This window comes from Kitasatospora phosalacinea (assembly GCF_030268885.1).
Taxonomy (GTDB): Bacteria; Actinomycetota; Actinomycetes; order Streptomycetales; family Streptomycetaceae; genus Kitasatospora; species Kitasatospora phosalacinea_C.
This window is the reverse complement of sequence record NZ_BSSA01000056.1, coordinates 1-14,395: the sequence shown is the minus strand read 5'-3', so window position 1 is coordinate 14,395 and position 14,395 is coordinate 1. Positions and strand designations below refer to the sequence as shown.

The following is a 14,395-nucleotide window of genomic DNA, read 5'->3' as shown; positions in this document are numbered from 1 at the left end:
TCACGGGCAGGAACGGCCGCAGCCGTTCCCACTCCGCGTCCGACAGATCACCGCGTTCACCCCGCCCCATACACAGGACAACGATCCGACCAGGCGACAGTCACATGATCGGCCGGACAGCTCCTAGGCCCTGGAGCCGCTGGTACTCGGCATCCCGCCCATCCGATCCCGCCGGGGACCGCGCCGACGCCGCCCCGCCAAGCTCCACGGGGACAAGGGCTACGACTACGACCACCTGCGACGATGGCTGCGCGGACGTGGTATCACCCCGCGAATCGCCCGGCGGGGAGTGGAATCGTCCCAGCGCCTGGGCCGTCACCGCTGGGTCGTCGAGCGCACCATGTCCTGGTTCTCCGGATGCCGGCGCCTGCACCGCCGCTACGAGCGCAAGGCCGAGCACTTCCTCGCCTTCGCCGGCATCGCGGCCACCCTCATCTGCTACCGCCGCCTCACCTGTCCACCCAGGTGATCTCCGGACGGACCCTCGGCAGCGCCCACGGCTCCAGGGCACCGCTGACCAGATCGGCCAGGAACTGGACAGCTCCGCCGGTGTAGTGCCACCAGTCGCCGTTGCGTGAGGCCACGGTGACGATCCAGCCTTCGGGCCCAGCAGGGTCGGTGGTCCACAGGAAGAAGTCCCCCTGGTTGGAGCCGCCCCAGGGAAGCAGACCGCCCGGCGCCGGATAGGGGCGCATCGGCACGGCCAGGTCAGCGTCCTCGCACCACTCGGCGATGATCTCCAGTGTCTCGTGGGTTCCGTGCGCCCACGCCACCTCTTCGCCGGGCATCGGTCGGCTGACGCACATGAAGTCGCTCAGCTCGAAGCGGGGGTAGTACTCGCAGAGCAGCTTGTAGTCGGCAGGCAGAGCCGTCCCCAACTCACCTTCCAATCGGGACCAGTCAAAGCTCTGAGGTACCGGGAGACGATGGGACGCAAGACCGGGCACAGCCCGTTCAAGCTCCACCACCGCCTCGTTCGGAACGGTCAGACGGCGACACGGTGCCTGAGTACCAACGAGATCATCCACCCGAGCAGACTGCCACAGCGGTACGACGCCGACGCGACCGCCCGTTGTCAGGAACCAAAGGAAACGACGTCTTACCTGACACGAAGGTTCGCCGCCCGCCACAGTGGCGGGTGGCGAACCTGGACCTCGGTGGCGTCCAAGCGCAGGACCACGCCCTCGGCCTGGACGTAGGCGAAGACATCTGCGAGGGTCCGCAGCCGGATCCCGGGACGGTCGGGCACCGCAAAACCGCGCCGGACGAGCAGACCGCGAATCTCCGCGACTCGCAGGTGACGGCGCACAGCTCCCGCGAACACACTGCTTGCGGTTGGAAACGCACTTTCTGTTACCGTACGGCTCGGGTTACGGCTCACTGGGGGGCGAGCATGACTGGGTTCCACGTCGATCCAACACAAATGATCATCTCGTCAGCAGGGTTCACCGATCTCCAGGCGTGGGCCGGACAGATCTACAGCGGGCTGGTCGGCTCGCTGGACGACGCGGCCGGCATGGCCGGCGACGACGACACCGGGAGGGCGTTCGCCGCCAAGTACGACCCGGCCGCCCAGTCCGTGGTGAACGCGCTGGGCCGCGTGTACGGACAGCTGGGTGGGACCGCGAACGGCCTCTACTCGATGGCGATGAACTACATCCGCACCGACGCGGACATCGCCGAGAGCCTGATGAAGCCGCAGGAGCTGCCGAAGTCGTCGCAGCCGCAGTGCGAGCAGGAGCCCCGGACGGTCCAGATCCCGACCGCGGTCGGGCACCAGAACTGGGCGGTGCGGGAGATTGTCAGCAAGTTCTGGCCGCAGGGCGACCCTGCGAAGCTGCGGCAGGCCGGGCAGGACTGGAAGCGCGCGGCGCAGTTGTTCAGCGAGCTCGGGGCCGAGGGCGATGCCCGGATCCGCGCGGTCACCTCCAGCAGCACTGCCCAGGCGGTGGACGGCATGGCCGCGAACTGGGCCAAGGTGCACGATGGGTGCGCTACCTCGGGCCCGCTGCTGAACACGATGCAGCACGTTTCCTACCAGCTGGGCGAGGCGTGCGAGTCGTATGCCTCCGGCATCGAGGACCTACGCGACACGCTGGAGAACCTGGCGCTCGCCGCTACGGGTGTGGCGGTCGTGGGTATCGCGCTGACCGTCTTCACCTTCGGCGTCTCCGACGTGGCGGCGGCGGGCGGGGAAGCGGCGATCGCCGCCGAGGCCGGAGCCGCGGCGGTCGCGCTGACCGCCGCGATCGAGACGAGCGCGGAGGTCGCGGTCCTGGCCGAGGCGGCCGCGATCGTGGACGCGGCCGCAGCCGCCCTGGTGCCAATCACCGTTGCCGGGGGTGCCGCGCTGACGCTCGCGGCCGTCGCTTCCCCCGCCGCGGCCGCGCCCGGCCCCACCCCGCCGGGCTCACCGTTCGCCGCCCCGGGCATCGGCCCCCTGCCACCGGATCCCACCAGTGCCTTCCCGATCCTCCCGCCTGCGCAGCAGCACGATGTGCGCGTCTGGATGGCGCAGATGGCCGCCGACGGCAGGACTTCGACCGCTCCTGGCCCCACGGGTAAGCCCAAGATCGATGCTCGGCGCGCGTACGAGCTGCGGGTCGCTGGCGGCACGCAGTACGAGCTGTACACCACCGTGCCCAACCCCAAGAAGCCCGGCGAGGAGTCGACCATGCAGGCCGACGGCATCCGGCCGGAGGACGGCGCGGCGATCGAGGCCAAGTACGTCGGCCAGGAGAAGGGGTGCAAGTCCCCGTTCCGCCTCGGCAACGTCGACGGTGTCCCGCCCTACGTCTACGAGCCTGCGATGAGGGACCAGGCGTTCGAGATCACCCGGTACGGTTCGGCTTTCCAGGACCCCCGCAACAAGGTCAACCACCTGGAGGTCGTCACCAACGACGAGAAGTCCGCGGCCTACTTCGACGCACTGATGGCCGCCCAGCACGTACCCGGGGAGACCCGCGTGGTTCCCTGATGCGATGCCGTCAGCCCGACCGCCCGTCTTGGAAGAGGACACCGTGGGATCCAAGTTCTACGTCAGCGCCGACCGATCCGTCGTCCCGGCCTGGCCGTTCACCGAACAGCAGGTCGCCGAGGCCGTTCAGCGGCGCTGGCCCGAGAGCACCGCCGGCGTGGTGCCCGGCGATGTCCTGGAGATCGACGTCCGGGTCGGCGACGAACACTGCGAGATCCTCTTCTACGACGACCTTCGGTTCTTCGCCTTCCGCGACCAGGAACCGCTCAGGGTACCCGTCGTCATCATCCACACCCTCCTGCGGGACCTCGCCCCCACCACCCCTGCCATCTGGTGGGCCGATTACGACGGCACACCGGAGCCCTTCGACGTCCAGGCCGACGCGGAGCAGGTAGCCGAAGACTTCGGCATGTAGCACAGGCGTACCGGACCAGGGTGACGTCGTTCCGGCGATCTGTACGGTTTGGTCATGTAATACCGAACATGGTGAGTGGGCGGCGAGGATGGCGGGCGTGGTGGCGGAGCCCGGCGGCGATGTCGTCGTGCCCTGAGTGCCGGAGTGCGCCGATGGCGAGGTTGCGCAGGCTGGCCATCGACCGGGGAGCGGTACCGGTGCGCACGCGGGAGGCGTCCTCGGCGAAGGTGGTGTCACGCACGAAGTGCAGCTGGTTTTCGATACCTTGGTGGCCGCGGACCCATGAGGCGAGATCCGTGGGGACGCCTGGTGGGGTCGCAGGCTGGTCACGCCGACGCGTTCGAGGGTGACCTTGCCGGTGGTGACCGTCTGGCGGCGGCGCACGACCTGGACGGCCTGGGCGACGTGGGGAAATCGAGGCCGCGTGCGACGGTGCAGCTCTTGATGCGACGGATCTCGTGGCGGCCGTGCGCGGTGGCACGGGTCCTGACCTGCAAGGACACCTCTCACCACGACAGCCGCTTCAGTTCCTGTCGAAGAGTGGGGTGGTTGCCCTTGATCACGGCGATGTAGTGGGCCTGCTTGTCCTCGGCCAGGAAGCGGGCGTGTTCGGTCTGCGAGTGCAGTGCGTCGAAGGTGACCACCGTGTCGGCGAGGTCGAGCGGGGTGAGCAAGGGCTTGAAGACGGTGATTTCGTTTGTCTTGCAGTCGACCTCGCGCTGGGCGATGACCTGGCCGCCTGCGGTCATGGCGGCCAGTAGGTGGACCTGGGTGCCGTCTTGGCGACGGGCGCCGCGGATGGTCTTGCCGTCGACGGCCAGCGCACGCAGAGGCTGCTCGTCCCGAGCCTGGACTGGTCTTGGCTCGCGGCCAGCAAACCAGGTGCCGATCGCGGCGTCGAGGGCGTCGCCGTCGACGCGTTACAGGACGCGGCGCACCATCGCCTCGGCCGGGGCGACCGGTCCTGCCGGTTCGCGTACAGAGCCGCCGAGCGAGGTGAGGACGGCCGGCGGCGCGTCGGATACCCATTTCGCTACCCGGCCGAACGGAGATCCGACAGCCGTCTACGCTGCTCCTCCGTCTGCTCCCCGAGCAGAATCGAGTTGATGAGAATCTCCAGCAGGAGGCAGACCTCGTGATCCGAGCCCCCGGGGAACCGCGGCTCGGCGTCCTCGACAAGCACGCGGGAGATCTGGTGGCCGCCCTGGGCCTCGACGAACGTGGCCTCGTACCTGCCGTCCCCGCGCCAGCTGCGGTGCAGAAAGAGCCGGTCGCCTTCGGCGAAGATGTGCCACCGGTCTTCCATGGCACGAGCACGGAACCCGCGCTGGATGCGCTCCCACTCCCCGGGCTCCCACACGCGCTGCGGAACCTCGGACAACGCCCGCGGCTCACGAATCGGCGTCAGACGGCGAAAATCAGATCGCATCACCCTGGCGTGCATGTGTCGAATCGTACCGATGCGCTCAAGCTTGCCTAGTGCCGCAGTGCCTGCCCCGGGACCGCAACTCAATCATGCTGAGAGAAAGGCGACTTCACGCTTCAAGCTCAATAAATGGGGTGACAGGATCCCGCTTGGTGGGCATGATCGGGCGGTTGTTCCGTCACGTGCGGCTCCGGAGGCACACCACGACCATTCAATTCGTTCGGGACCTGCCGTGGCCTGCCGCAGACCCCCATCGGAACGTTTTCGACTGGAACGAGGGCGAGGCGGCACGGCTGACGGCCCTGATCGTTCCGATGGTGCCCTCCGAAGCCGACCGCGCGGCCGATCCGGACCGGATGACGGGCTGGCGCTTTACCGACCGGGTCACCGCGCTGTTGGTATCCCGGTACGGCCGATGGGCCTGCGGCTGGGACTATTCGAACCACTTCGGGGGTCCCGTTGAAACTTGGTGCTGCCCCTCGCACTCGGTCGGAGAGGCGGAGGAGACCGCCGAGCGCGTCGTGACCTGTCTGCTGGAGTGGCGCGAGTGGCTGGAGGAGATCGCCGAGCGCTTCCAACAGCTCGCACCGCATCCGGACGCGAACGCAGAGGACCGCAGCTGGCACCTGGAACGCGCCGTTACCCGCCTGGTCACCGCGGTCCTCAACAGCACTCACGCCGAAGGGGGGTGGTACGGGCTCTGCAGCACGACGCTGACCTGGTTCCTCACCTCCACCGGTCTGGGTCTGGACGAGGCAAGCAAAGCGGTGGACGCTGCCATCGGCGGTCGTTTCAAGAGCCACGTCGCCCCCGCAACCACCCTGGTCGACACGGTCGGCGAGGACCTGGCGATCGGCCTGACCGGCCGCGGGTTCTACCGTGAGCGATGACGCGCTGGCCACCTGGTGCCACATCAGGCAACAGGTCGACTGGTCCTCGGCCGCCGGAGCGGACCCGACCCCGGTGCACCCCGCCGTGGACGGACTCGCCGCGTGGTTCGACGGCCCGGTCCGCCTCCGCAACGCTGACCGGGCCGACCGCCTGCTCTCAGCGATGACCGCATCCCGGGCCGCGGTCGCACGCGGCGAACCGCTCACCACGGCCCTCCTGGCCGACTGGCAGAAGCTGGTCCTCGGCGCGGACGAGGTTCACCTGCGCCGGAGTGACGCCTACGCCAAGGGCGGCCGGGAACGCTACGGGCTCACGCCCCACACCTGGCAGGACTTCGCCGCATACCTGCGCCAGAGCGCCGACCCGTCGCTACCCCTGCCGGCCCGTGCCGCCAGGGCCTACCTCGACATCGCCTTCTTCCACCCCTACCCGGACGGCAACGCCCGTCTGGCACTGCTGGTCCTCGCCCACGTCATGGACCGGGAAGGCGTACGCCTGGACGAAGTGGGACCGCTGCAGACAACGCGTTACGCAGACGACCCCGAAGGTGCCCTCGACCTGGCAGCGCTGATCGCCGTACTGATCCGGGCCACCCGCGGTCGGTGCACCACGCGGTGGGAGTGGCGTTCGTGTCGGAGCGAGGGCCTGTGCCGGGGGCCAGACGCTCCCCCGCTGCGGGCAAGGCACAATCCCGGTGAACCGCAGTGAGGGGGGCTTGTTTGGACGTGTTCGTGTGTGCCGGGTGCTGCACTGAGCTGACGGCACCGCTGTCCCGGGTTGCACTTCCCGTCCACACCCACCACGGTGCCCGGGAGGAACTTCATCCTCCGCTGATGCAGCCGGGAACGTACGCCGTCGATCCCCAGCCCACCGGACCGCCCTGGCGGTTGTGGGAGGAAGTCGGGGAGGAGGCGGCTGCCCGGCAGGGGATCTACGCCCCGGTGTACTCCGTCTCCTTCGGCGCGCGGGACAGGATCGTCATTGCGCCGGGCGACTCCAGGTCGATGGCTCTGATCCCGGAGAAGTGTGAGGGCTACTGCCGGGGCGTGGACGGCCGAGCCGGGCCCAATCTCGCCTGCACGGGGTGCGGACGGGCTGTGGCAACCCGGATCGACGACTGCGGCTCCTGGCAGACAGTGTGGCTGGAGCCCGCCGCGGTCGTTCGCTACCCCTCGGGACTTCAAGACGGCCCGCCGCCCGACTGGGCGGACCTGGAACGCGCCGAACATCGCGCTCCGCCCGTCGAAGCCGACGGATCGTGGAGCCGCCGCTGGGAGACCGCAGTCGGCGTCATGCTGGCCCACCTCGTGGCAGCCACCCAGAACCATCCGGTGACCCTCCCAGCAGGCCCTGCCACAGAGTTGCTCGGCCACGCCGTGGCCCGCTACCTCCCGCCGGGACCTGACGCCCGCTCGGTGGCACTGGCCGGCCCGGGCCTGCCCGAGCCGTGGCCCCGCCCCGACATTCTCCTCGTCCCCCGCCACCCCGTCACGGGCGAGCCGTGGCGGCCGCCCGACCGCGAGGCGACAGTGGTGCCGCTGGACAGCGGAGTCTGGGCCTACCTCACCAGCCCCGGGGAGACCTCGCCGATGCCCGTCACCGGTGTGCTCCCGAAGGGTGTCCTGCGCGACGACTACCCTCTGCCGTCGCGCCCCTGGTACCTCCTGAAAGCCCACCCGGGCGCCTTCAGGGACACCTTGGTCAGGCTGCCCGCGATCCGTGACCCTCGGCTGCGCGGGTGTTACGACGCCGCGTACCGATCGTGAGCACCTATTGGTCGCAGCGAAGCTCTCGGACCCACCACAGCGTTCCTGTCTCCGGGGCTGCGGATGCGAACTCGATGTTACGGGTCAAAGAGCCGTTGCCAGCTGGCCGTCGCCCTGCAAGAGGAGCTGAACCACGCTGACCCACGGGAAGTCGCCGGTCCTATGGAACGCGCGGACCCTCCAGCGTCCTGCGGGCAGGTGGACGGGGGCTTGGTCCGGCTCGCCCCTGCCGTCTGGGTAGGGGGTGCCGAGGTCCTTGCCAGCCTCGACCGAGTCCATCAGGACCGCCGACCCGTCGGTCTCCCACAGGCCGCACTCCTCCCACGGCGTCACCGGATCGTTCAGCGCCGCTTCGGCAGCGGCAAGCAGCTCAGCGTCGGAGTCCGCAGCGAGCCAGCGCACAAAGGCCCTCTGCTCGGGTAGGTAGCAGGTGGTGGCGGGCTCGTCGCCCAGCACCAGCGCAGAGACATCGCTGCGGCCGCGCACGCTGATCACCTCGGCCAAACCCTCGACCTCGCAGGCCCGGTCGTAGTCGTCCGGCTGGTCGCCGTCACTGATGATCATGCCGTCCTCAGTGCAGCCACCCCAGCACAGCAGCGCGGACACCGGCACGACAATCAGCGGACCACCCATGGATCTGACCCAGGTCAGGCCGAGGGACATCCGGACAGCATGGGGATCAGTACTCATGTGCGCAATGTGCCGCCGATCGGTGACAAGCAGGGAACCTGGGTGAGTATCTGCACGGCGGACAACGGACAGCGCTGAAAGGCCCTCGTAACGTCGCGGCCCGCTCGCGCGAGCACCACCCCAACATCGCCAACTGGCTGATCGACCCGCGGCTTCGACGCCGAGGTCGGCAACAACCCGCCCGCTCGCATTGGACCGCCCGCAACACCGTGCTGGTCACCAACAAGAAGCTCGGCGCGGTCTGCTACATCGACGACCGCGCCGTCACCTGCACCGGCAACTGGACCGAGGCCTTCGCCACCGCCCGACACCGCATGGCCCTCACCACCGATACCGCCGCCCTGGGGAGAGTGCTCGTGAGCACCGGCACCCCGCCGCTACCGACGAGCGCTTCGACCAGAACCTGGTCGAAGCGCGCACCCCCAACTACGGGTGACGTCATCTGCACCGACCAGAAGACTGCCGCCGAGCACAACGCGGTGGTCGCCGCCCTCGACGACGGCTCGCCGCTGGAGCCTGTCAGCTATGCCTGGTCCTGAACCGTGGCTATGTCTGGCGGGACGAGGGCGCGGCCCGCTTGAGGGCGGGCATTGCCGTTCTGTCGCTATGCCGGACTGCCGAGTGCTCGGTGTGCGGCGACCTGGTAGAGGGCACGGTCGGTAGCCGCGGCTGGGGCGAAGGGTCCGACGGCCGCCTTGTGTACGACCGGAACAGCCCAGAACACAACGACGTCTGCACCGTGGACGGGCCCGAGCTGACGAAGACCAGCTCGCCTTCCTGTAGAAGCGCCGCAGAGTACGTGAAGCGCAGAAAGGGGGGCTGCCCCGGGATCATGCCGGGGCAGCCCCCCTTTGTCCTCTGCCACGGAATCCTGTCCGTTTGCCGCTGAAGTCTGGCCGACAGCCCCAAGCGGGGGAGACGAGTGATCAGACCACTGAGGCGCGCCTGGGGTCTGTGGGATCGATCCCATGTTCATCGAAGAGCTGCTCAAGTGCTTCGTGGCCGTGTTCGCGGCGGAATGCGATTTCGGCGGCCGTCACCGGGAGGGTCCAGAGGATGCGGGCATGTCCTTCCGGCAGCGGGCAGTGTTCCAGGCCTGGGCCGTGGAGGTAGGGCAGGCTGACGAGCAGGTGATCGCAAGACGAGCCGGGGATCCACGGTCCGCCGATGGGCATGCTGTGCTCAAGATCCAGGTGGTGTCCCGCGTGGTAGTAGGCGATTTTCGAGAGGAGGTCGACGAAGCTCACGTCGCCAGCGGGGGCGGTCAGGGCGAACTCCAGCCCGTGCCCGTCGTTCTCCAGCGCGGACCAGCAACCAGCGGTGACGTACGTCCAGCACCTGCCACGAGGGCCCGGGCCGGCCGCGATGATGCGAAGGCCGGGGACGGCTGCCCGACGACCAGGCCCAAGGTCATAGTCATTGGCCTGAATCTGGTGGCCTGCGAAGAAGTCTCGGACGTGCAACTCGACGGCCGAGATGGCCTGCTGTCTGCGCTTCGCTGCGAACATGGCCGTGATGATCTCAGGCCCGAACACCTGTTCAGTCGTCGACCCGTCAGCCCGCAGTGGCAACTGCCAAGGTTCAGTGGCAGAGGACACCCTTTTTGCGTTCCCGGGAGTCGTGGATCGGGCCTGTCCGACGTAAACCCGGTTTACACCGCGGTGGAGAAGGCCAACTGCGTGTCGGCTTCAGTGGCGGTGTAAACCGGGTTTATGTCGGTCGTCCTCAGGCCGGTTCCTCGGAGAGCTCGACGCTGTGCTCGGCGTTCAGCAGGTCGATCAGGGCGCGTGCGACAGCGGCTGCCTGACGGGGTGTGGTGGCCGATCGGATGCTCTTCGCGAAGGCGTCCGCGTCGGCGGGGTCAACGGTCAGAGTGGCCAACGGCGTGGCGGTGGTCGCAGGAGCCGGTGCCGGGGTGGGCTCGGGTGTGGCCGATCGGGCCTCGGTGTAAACCGGGTTTACCTCGGGCGCCGAGGGAGGGGTTTCTACCGGGGCTGCGGGGGAGGGGTAAACCGGGTTTACATCGGCAGCGCTCCGGGGCCGGGCGACCGTAACCTTCGGCTTCTCCTTGGCCTCGCGGGCCTGAGCGACCTGCTCGTCCGCGGTCAGGGTTCCGGCGCGGGTCGCGGCGCCGAGACGGCGGGCTTCCTTGACGCCGATCTCCTTGTTCTCCACCATCTCCCTCACTTCCGGGGCCAGGTGAAGGAGCGCCAGCCGCTGTCCGACCCAGGCCGCGGTCTTCCCGAGGCGGCGAGCCACGGCGGCCTGGTTGCCGCTGTAGACGGTGTCGAGGAGTTCCTTGATCGCCTCGGCTTCCTCGACGGGCGGGACGTTCTCACGGTGGATGTTGGCGATCAGCGCGGCTTCGAGCATCGCGGAGGCCGTCGGGGCGAGGTCGTCCTGCAGATCGACCCGGATCCGCTCCAGGCCGGCGCGCTCAGCCGCGCGCAGGCGCCGGTTGCCGTCGAGAGCGACGAATGACGCATCACCCAGGCGCTCTTCGGGAACGTCAGGGTGGGCGTCGAGGAAGGCCATCCGGGACACCACGGTGATCGCGGTGATCTGACCGCTCTCCCGCATGCTTGCCGCGGTCTCGTCGATCGCCTCCTCGCTGTAGGTCTTGCGGTGGTTGCGAGGGTTGAAGACGACGTCCGTCAGCGGCACGCTGGAGGCCTTCCGGGCCCGGCCGAGGGCCTCACTGCGGGCTTCGGCCGACGCCAGGTCGCCTCCCTTGGCGGCGCTCAGGCTGCTGAACGCGGATCCGCCGCCGGCGCTCGCGAGCTTCTTGGCGATGCTCATCCGAGCCTCCTGCGGATCTCGCGCATGCGCTGCGCTTGGGTCGAGGACGGTGCGTACTGCAGCAGCGGCTGCTTCACGTGCACCGCCTCGCGCTGCTCCTTCAGGTCGGGGACGACGGTGAGGACCGGCGGATCCTGGAGGGACTGCCACTGTTCGAGAGCGGTGGCGACGACGTAACCCTTGCGGACGTCGTACTTGTTGACGACCAGGCCCAGGCGGTCGATGTCGACCTCGTAGTCGAGGGAGACCGTGTTGATCTGGCCGTCGAGCATCATGTAGGCGTGGGCGGAGGAGTCTTCGGCCTCGACGGGGATGACGACGCCGGAGTTGCCCTTCGCCTCGTTCTTGCGGCGGTGCGCGTAGTAGATGCCCGCGTCCATGGCCAGGCCGAGGTTCGGCGGGGCGTCGATGACGATGACGTCGAAGTGCTCCTCGAGCGGGGCCAGCGCCCTCTGCAGGAGGGCTTCGCGGGGCCCCCGGACGCCGCCGAGCTTCGAGTCGAGGAGGAACGCCTCGAACGAGGACGGCAGGAGGAACAGGCGGTCCTCGAAGTAGTCGGGGGCGATGGGCACGATGTGGTCCATCAGGGAGCCGACGACGCGCTCGCGCTCGACCATGTGCGTCACCAGGCTCTCGGTGCCCGGCGCGATCTGCTTGCACCCGAGCTGCTCGGTGAGGTGGCCCTGCGGGTCGTAGTCCACGAGCAGGACGCGCAGGCCCGGAATCGCCGGCAGCTTCGATGCGCCGGTGGTGGCGGGCAGTCCGAGAGCTATGGCCTGCGCGAGACCGGCGGCCACCGTGGTCTTGCCGACGCCGCCCTTCTGGTTGCAGACGATGAAGCGCCGGGTGAGCCGGGGGATCGTCAACTCCGTCAGCGGCGCAGCGTGGGAGTCCACCCATGCGCGGATCGCCTGGGCCAGACCCTGGACGAAGGAGATGTCCCGGCTCGTGCACTCGGCCTTGAACGTGTCGTACAGGCCGGTGGGCAGCCAGGTGTTGAAGCTGTCGGCGCCTGCGGTGTCGACGGTCGCGTCCTGGCCGGCCTCGCGGCTCAGCCACTGCTCGACCGCCTCGGTCACCGCGACCTGCATGTCGATGCCGAGCTGAGCGGCCCGGGTCTTCAGTGCTTGGCGGAGAGTCGGCGGAAGCTTCGACGCAACCTTTTCCCGCTCTCCATCGGAGTATGGAGATGCCATGACGTCACCTTAGTGGCGCAGCGCTGGATTTGATGCACCCGGGCAGACATCGGCGCGCCCTAGAAGGGAGGGCTGGTCGTGGATGCGCCGGTTTGCCCACTGTGGCAGCCCATGCCAGCGTCCGCGCTCTGTCCCGCGACGGGATGCGCCCGAGGTTGGTCCACGAGGGGAACGACAAGAACGTGGCCGGGGTGACGGCACGGTGGCCGAAGCGGTGGCGGGCGCGTTGGAGGCCGAGGGAGTGGTGGAGGCGGTAGGCGATGTCGGTGAGGAACGGGACGGGGCAGCCGGAGGGGGTGGGCGGGACCATGGTGGAGGAGCGCATTCCAGCGACCAGCACGGTGGTGCCCGCCTCCACGTCGGCCAGGCGGCGGGTGCTGACGGCGCCGGGCTCGCGCGGCAGCACCAGCAGCCGCTCGGCGGCGTCCGCCCGGCTTCGCCCTCGCCGGCCACCTCCTGGACGGCGAGGGCCGAGAGCCCCCGGAAACACCGCGTCCACAAGCTCGTTGACGCCCCAGCCTCCGCGTCCGTCGTGGACGTCAGCCCCGTCGTCCCCGAGAACGGAGCAGAGCCGGTGACCGCGCGGACCCGTCTTTCAGGAGCGAAGGAGAAGAGTGGCAGTCAGGCACACGACGACGGTGCCAGCCAGTGCGGCTGCGAAGGTCAGGGCGGTACTGCCGACAAGACGGGGGGACCTGCGGACGGGGTCCTCGATCAGGCGCTTCGAGAGGAAGGCGAGGAGCAGTGACGCCACGGCGATGCCCCCGAGGGTGGCATTGGAGAGCTGGTGGGTCGAGAGGGCGAACGGAACGAGCACGACTATGGGGAAGTGCCAGAGGTAGAGGGAGTAGCTGATGTCCCCCAAGAACTGGACGGGGGCTGATGAGGTCAGGAAGGTGTGCCACTGCCGCCCGGGTCGGGTGCCGGCGACGATGAAGAGAGCGGTGCCGAGCGCGGGGATCAGCGCGATGGCGCCGGGAAATTCGGTCGTGGCGGTGAAAAAAACCGCGGATCCCAGGATCGCGGCGAGGCCGAGCAGCGAGGCCGCCTCTGCCACCGGTCGAGGCAGCACGAGCCGCTGGTGGAGCATCGCGATCGCCGTGCCGATCGCGAACTCCCAGATCCGGATCGGAGTGACGAAGTACACCGGTCCAGGGGCGATCGTCGTGAGGTGGACGCACAGCACGAGGGAGGCGACACCCACCGCCGCGAGACCGGCGAAACGCGCCCAGGGCTTCTTCAACTTGAAGAGCAGCAGCAAGAAGAACGGCCAGCACAGGTAGAACTGCTCCTCGACCGACAGCGTCCAGTAGTGGGTCACCGCGGTGAGCTTGTAGAAGTTGACGGGGTTGGGCCAGAACTCCGTGGTGAGGGACCAGTTCTCCCAGTAGAAGACGCTGGCGATCACCTCGTGGACCAACGGGGCCCAGCGGACGCGCGGAATCAGGAAGAAGGCAGCGACGACGACGGCGACGAGCACCAGCTGCGCGGCGGGCAGGAGGCGGCGCGCCCGGCGGGCGTAGAACCCCAGGACGTTGATCCGCCCGGTGCGGTCGATCTCCCGGACCAGGTGGGCGCTGATGAGGTACCCGGAGATGACGAAGAAGATGTCGACACCGACGTAGCCGCCGGTGAGTCGGGTCGGCCAGAGGTGGTTGACGACGACCGCCGCCACTGCCAGCGCGCGCAGCGCCTGGATGTCCGGGCGGAAGCCCGCACGGTCGGACTGGGGGGAGGTGCTTGGCTTCCGTCCGGCTTCGGTGTGCTGGTTCAGCAAGTGTGCTCCTTGGCGATGGTTGTGCGTCGGAGGGTCAGGGAGACGGGATGAGCGGCTTCCGCCGGTGCTTCAGTAGCGGTACTGGTCGGCCTTGTACGGGCCCTCGACCGGGACGCCGATGTAGTCGGCCTGGTCCTGGGTGAGGGTGGTGAGCTTGACGCCGAGGGCGTCGAGGTGGAGGCGGGCGACCTTCTCGTCCAGGTGCTTGGGCAGGACGTACACGCCGACCGGGTACTGCTCGGTCTTGGTGAACAGCTCGATCTGCGCGATGGTCTGGTTCGCGAAGGAGTTGGACATCACGAAGGACGGGTGGCCGGTCGCGTTGCCGAGGTTGAGCAGGCGGCCCTCGGAGAGCACGATGATGGTCCGGCCGTCGGCCTTGCGCCACTCGTGGACCTGCGGCTTGACCTCGGTCTTGACCACGCCGGGGAGCTTGGCGAGGCCGGCCATGTCGATCT

The 14,395-nt window shown here is 68.7% G+C and carries 15 protein-coding genes and 2 pseudogenes; 7 read left to right on the top strand and 10 right to left on the bottom strand.

Annotation, left to right across the window (positions count from 1 at the left end):
• Positions 1-130 precede the first annotated feature (130 nt).
• Positions 131-469, top strand: a pseudogene (locus QSK52_RS38220) (transposase); the annotation flags it as partial.
• Here the strand turns inward: QSK52_RS38220 and QSK52_RS38215 are convergent.
• A complete protein-coding gene (locus QSK52_RS38215) occupies positions 450-1,028 on the bottom strand; it encodes an SMI1/KNR4 family protein (RefSeq protein ID WP_285740894.1) in 579 nt (192 codons plus the stop codon). The pseudogene QSK52_RS38220 and the gene QSK52_RS38215 overlap by 20 nt on opposite strands.
• A gap of 70 nt (positions 1,029-1,098) precedes the next feature.
• Positions 1,099-1,291, bottom strand: a pseudogene (locus tag QSK52_RS38210) (transposase family protein); the annotation flags it as partial.
• A 132-nt stretch (positions 1,292-1,423) separates the two neighbouring features.
• On the opposite strand from QSK52_RS38210, the gene QSK52_RS38205 reads away from it, so the two are divergent.
• Both QSK52_RS38205 and QSK52_RS38200 read left to right on the top strand, forming a co-directional pair.
• Positions 1,424-2,977 carry a restriction endonuclease fold toxin-2 domain-containing protein gene (locus QSK52_RS38205; protein WP_285740893.1) on the top strand — a complete coding sequence of 518 codons (1,554 nt, stop codon included), beginning with the start codon at positions 1,424-1,426 and terminating at the stop codon, positions 2,975-2,977.
• A gap of 43 nt (positions 2,978-3,020) precedes the next feature.
• Positions 3,021-3,392, top strand: a complete 372-nt coding sequence (locus QSK52_RS38200; RefSeq protein WP_285740892.1) for a hypothetical protein — start codon at positions 3,021-3,023, stop codon at positions 3,390-3,392.
• 506 nt (positions 3,393-3,898) lie between these two features.
• Here QSK52_RS38200 and QSK52_RS38195 read toward each other — a convergent pair.
• Together QSK52_RS38195 and QSK52_RS38190 are read right to left on the bottom strand one after the other, a co-directional pair.
• Entirely contained in the window at positions 3,899-4,192 is a 294-nt protein-coding gene (locus tag QSK52_RS38195; RefSeq protein WP_285740896.1) for a transposase, read from the bottom strand.
• Between the two features lie 233 nt (positions 4,193-4,425).
• Positions 4,426-4,836: a hypothetical protein gene (locus tag QSK52_RS38190; RefSeq protein WP_285740891.1), complete on the bottom strand. Its 411-nt coding sequence runs from the start codon at positions 4,834-4,836 to the stop codon at positions 4,426-4,428.
• 140 nt (positions 4,837-4,976) lie between these two features.
• On the opposite strand from QSK52_RS38190, the gene QSK52_RS38185 reads away from it, so the two are divergent.
• The 3 genes from QSK52_RS38185 (at position 4,977) to QSK52_RS38175 (ending at position 7,475) form a co-directional block, all read left to right on the top strand.
• On the top strand, positions 4,977-5,708 hold the full coding sequence (locus tag QSK52_RS38185; RefSeq protein WP_285740895.1) for a hypothetical protein: 732 nt from the start codon (positions 4,977-4,979) through the stop codon (positions 5,706-5,708).
• Entirely contained in the window at positions 5,698-6,417 is a 720-nt protein-coding gene (locus QSK52_RS38180; protein WP_285740890.1) for a Fic family protein, read from the top strand. Before QSK52_RS38185 ends, QSK52_RS38180 begins: the two co-directional genes overlap by 11 nt.
• Before the next feature lie 125 nt (positions 6,418-6,542).
• Complete coding sequence (locus tag QSK52_RS38175) at positions 6,543-7,475, top strand: hypothetical protein (RefSeq protein WP_435053485.1); 933 nt, start codon at positions 6,543-6,545, stop codon at positions 7,473-7,475.
• A gap of 84 nt (positions 7,476-7,559) precedes the next feature.
• On the opposite strand, the gene QSK52_RS38170 is transcribed toward QSK52_RS38175, so the two are convergent.
• Positions 7,560-8,138, bottom strand: coding sequence for an Imm21 family immunity protein (locus QSK52_RS38170; RefSeq protein WP_285740888.1), 579 nt, complete (start codon positions 8,136-8,138; stop codon positions 7,560-7,562).
• 236 nt (positions 8,139-8,374) lie between these two features.
• Here QSK52_RS38170 and QSK52_RS38165 point away from each other — a divergent pair, with 236 nt between their 5' ends.
• Entirely contained in the window at positions 8,375-8,704 is a 330-nt protein-coding gene (locus QSK52_RS38165; RefSeq protein WP_285740887.1) for a hypothetical protein, read from the top strand.
• Between the two features lie 387 nt (positions 8,705-9,091).
• Here the strand turns inward: QSK52_RS38165 and QSK52_RS38160 are convergent, their stop codons facing one another.
• The 5 genes from QSK52_RS38160 to QSK52_RS38140 form a co-directional block, all read right to left on the bottom strand.
• The gene (locus QSK52_RS38160; protein ID WP_285740886.1) at positions 9,092-9,673 is read right to left on the bottom strand and encodes a suppressor of fused domain protein; all 582 of its coding nucleotides are present in this window, start codon (positions 9,671-9,673) and stop codon (positions 9,092-9,094) included.
• A gap of 217 nt (positions 9,674-9,890) precedes the next feature.
• Positions 9,891-10,964, bottom strand: coding sequence for a ParB/RepB/Spo0J family partition protein (locus QSK52_RS38155; RefSeq protein ID WP_285740885.1), 1,074 nt, complete (start codon positions 10,962-10,964; stop codon positions 9,891-9,893).
• Positions 10,961-12,160 (bottom strand): ParA family protein, encoded by a 1,200-nt coding sequence (locus QSK52_RS38150; protein WP_285740884.1) that lies wholly within the window; start codon positions 12,158-12,160, stop codon positions 10,961-10,963. The genes QSK52_RS38155 and QSK52_RS38150 overlap by 4 nt, the downstream gene beginning before the upstream one ends.
• A gap of 595 nt (positions 12,161-12,755) precedes the next feature.
• A complete protein-coding gene (locus QSK52_RS38145; protein WP_285740883.1) occupies positions 12,756-13,937 on the bottom strand; it encodes an acyltransferase family protein in 1,182 nt (393 codons plus the stop codon).
• Between the two features lie 69 nt (positions 13,938-14,006).
• On the bottom strand, positions 14,007-14,395 hold a 389-nt coding region (locus QSK52_RS38140; protein WP_285740882.1), incomplete at its 5' end, for an adenosylhomocysteinase.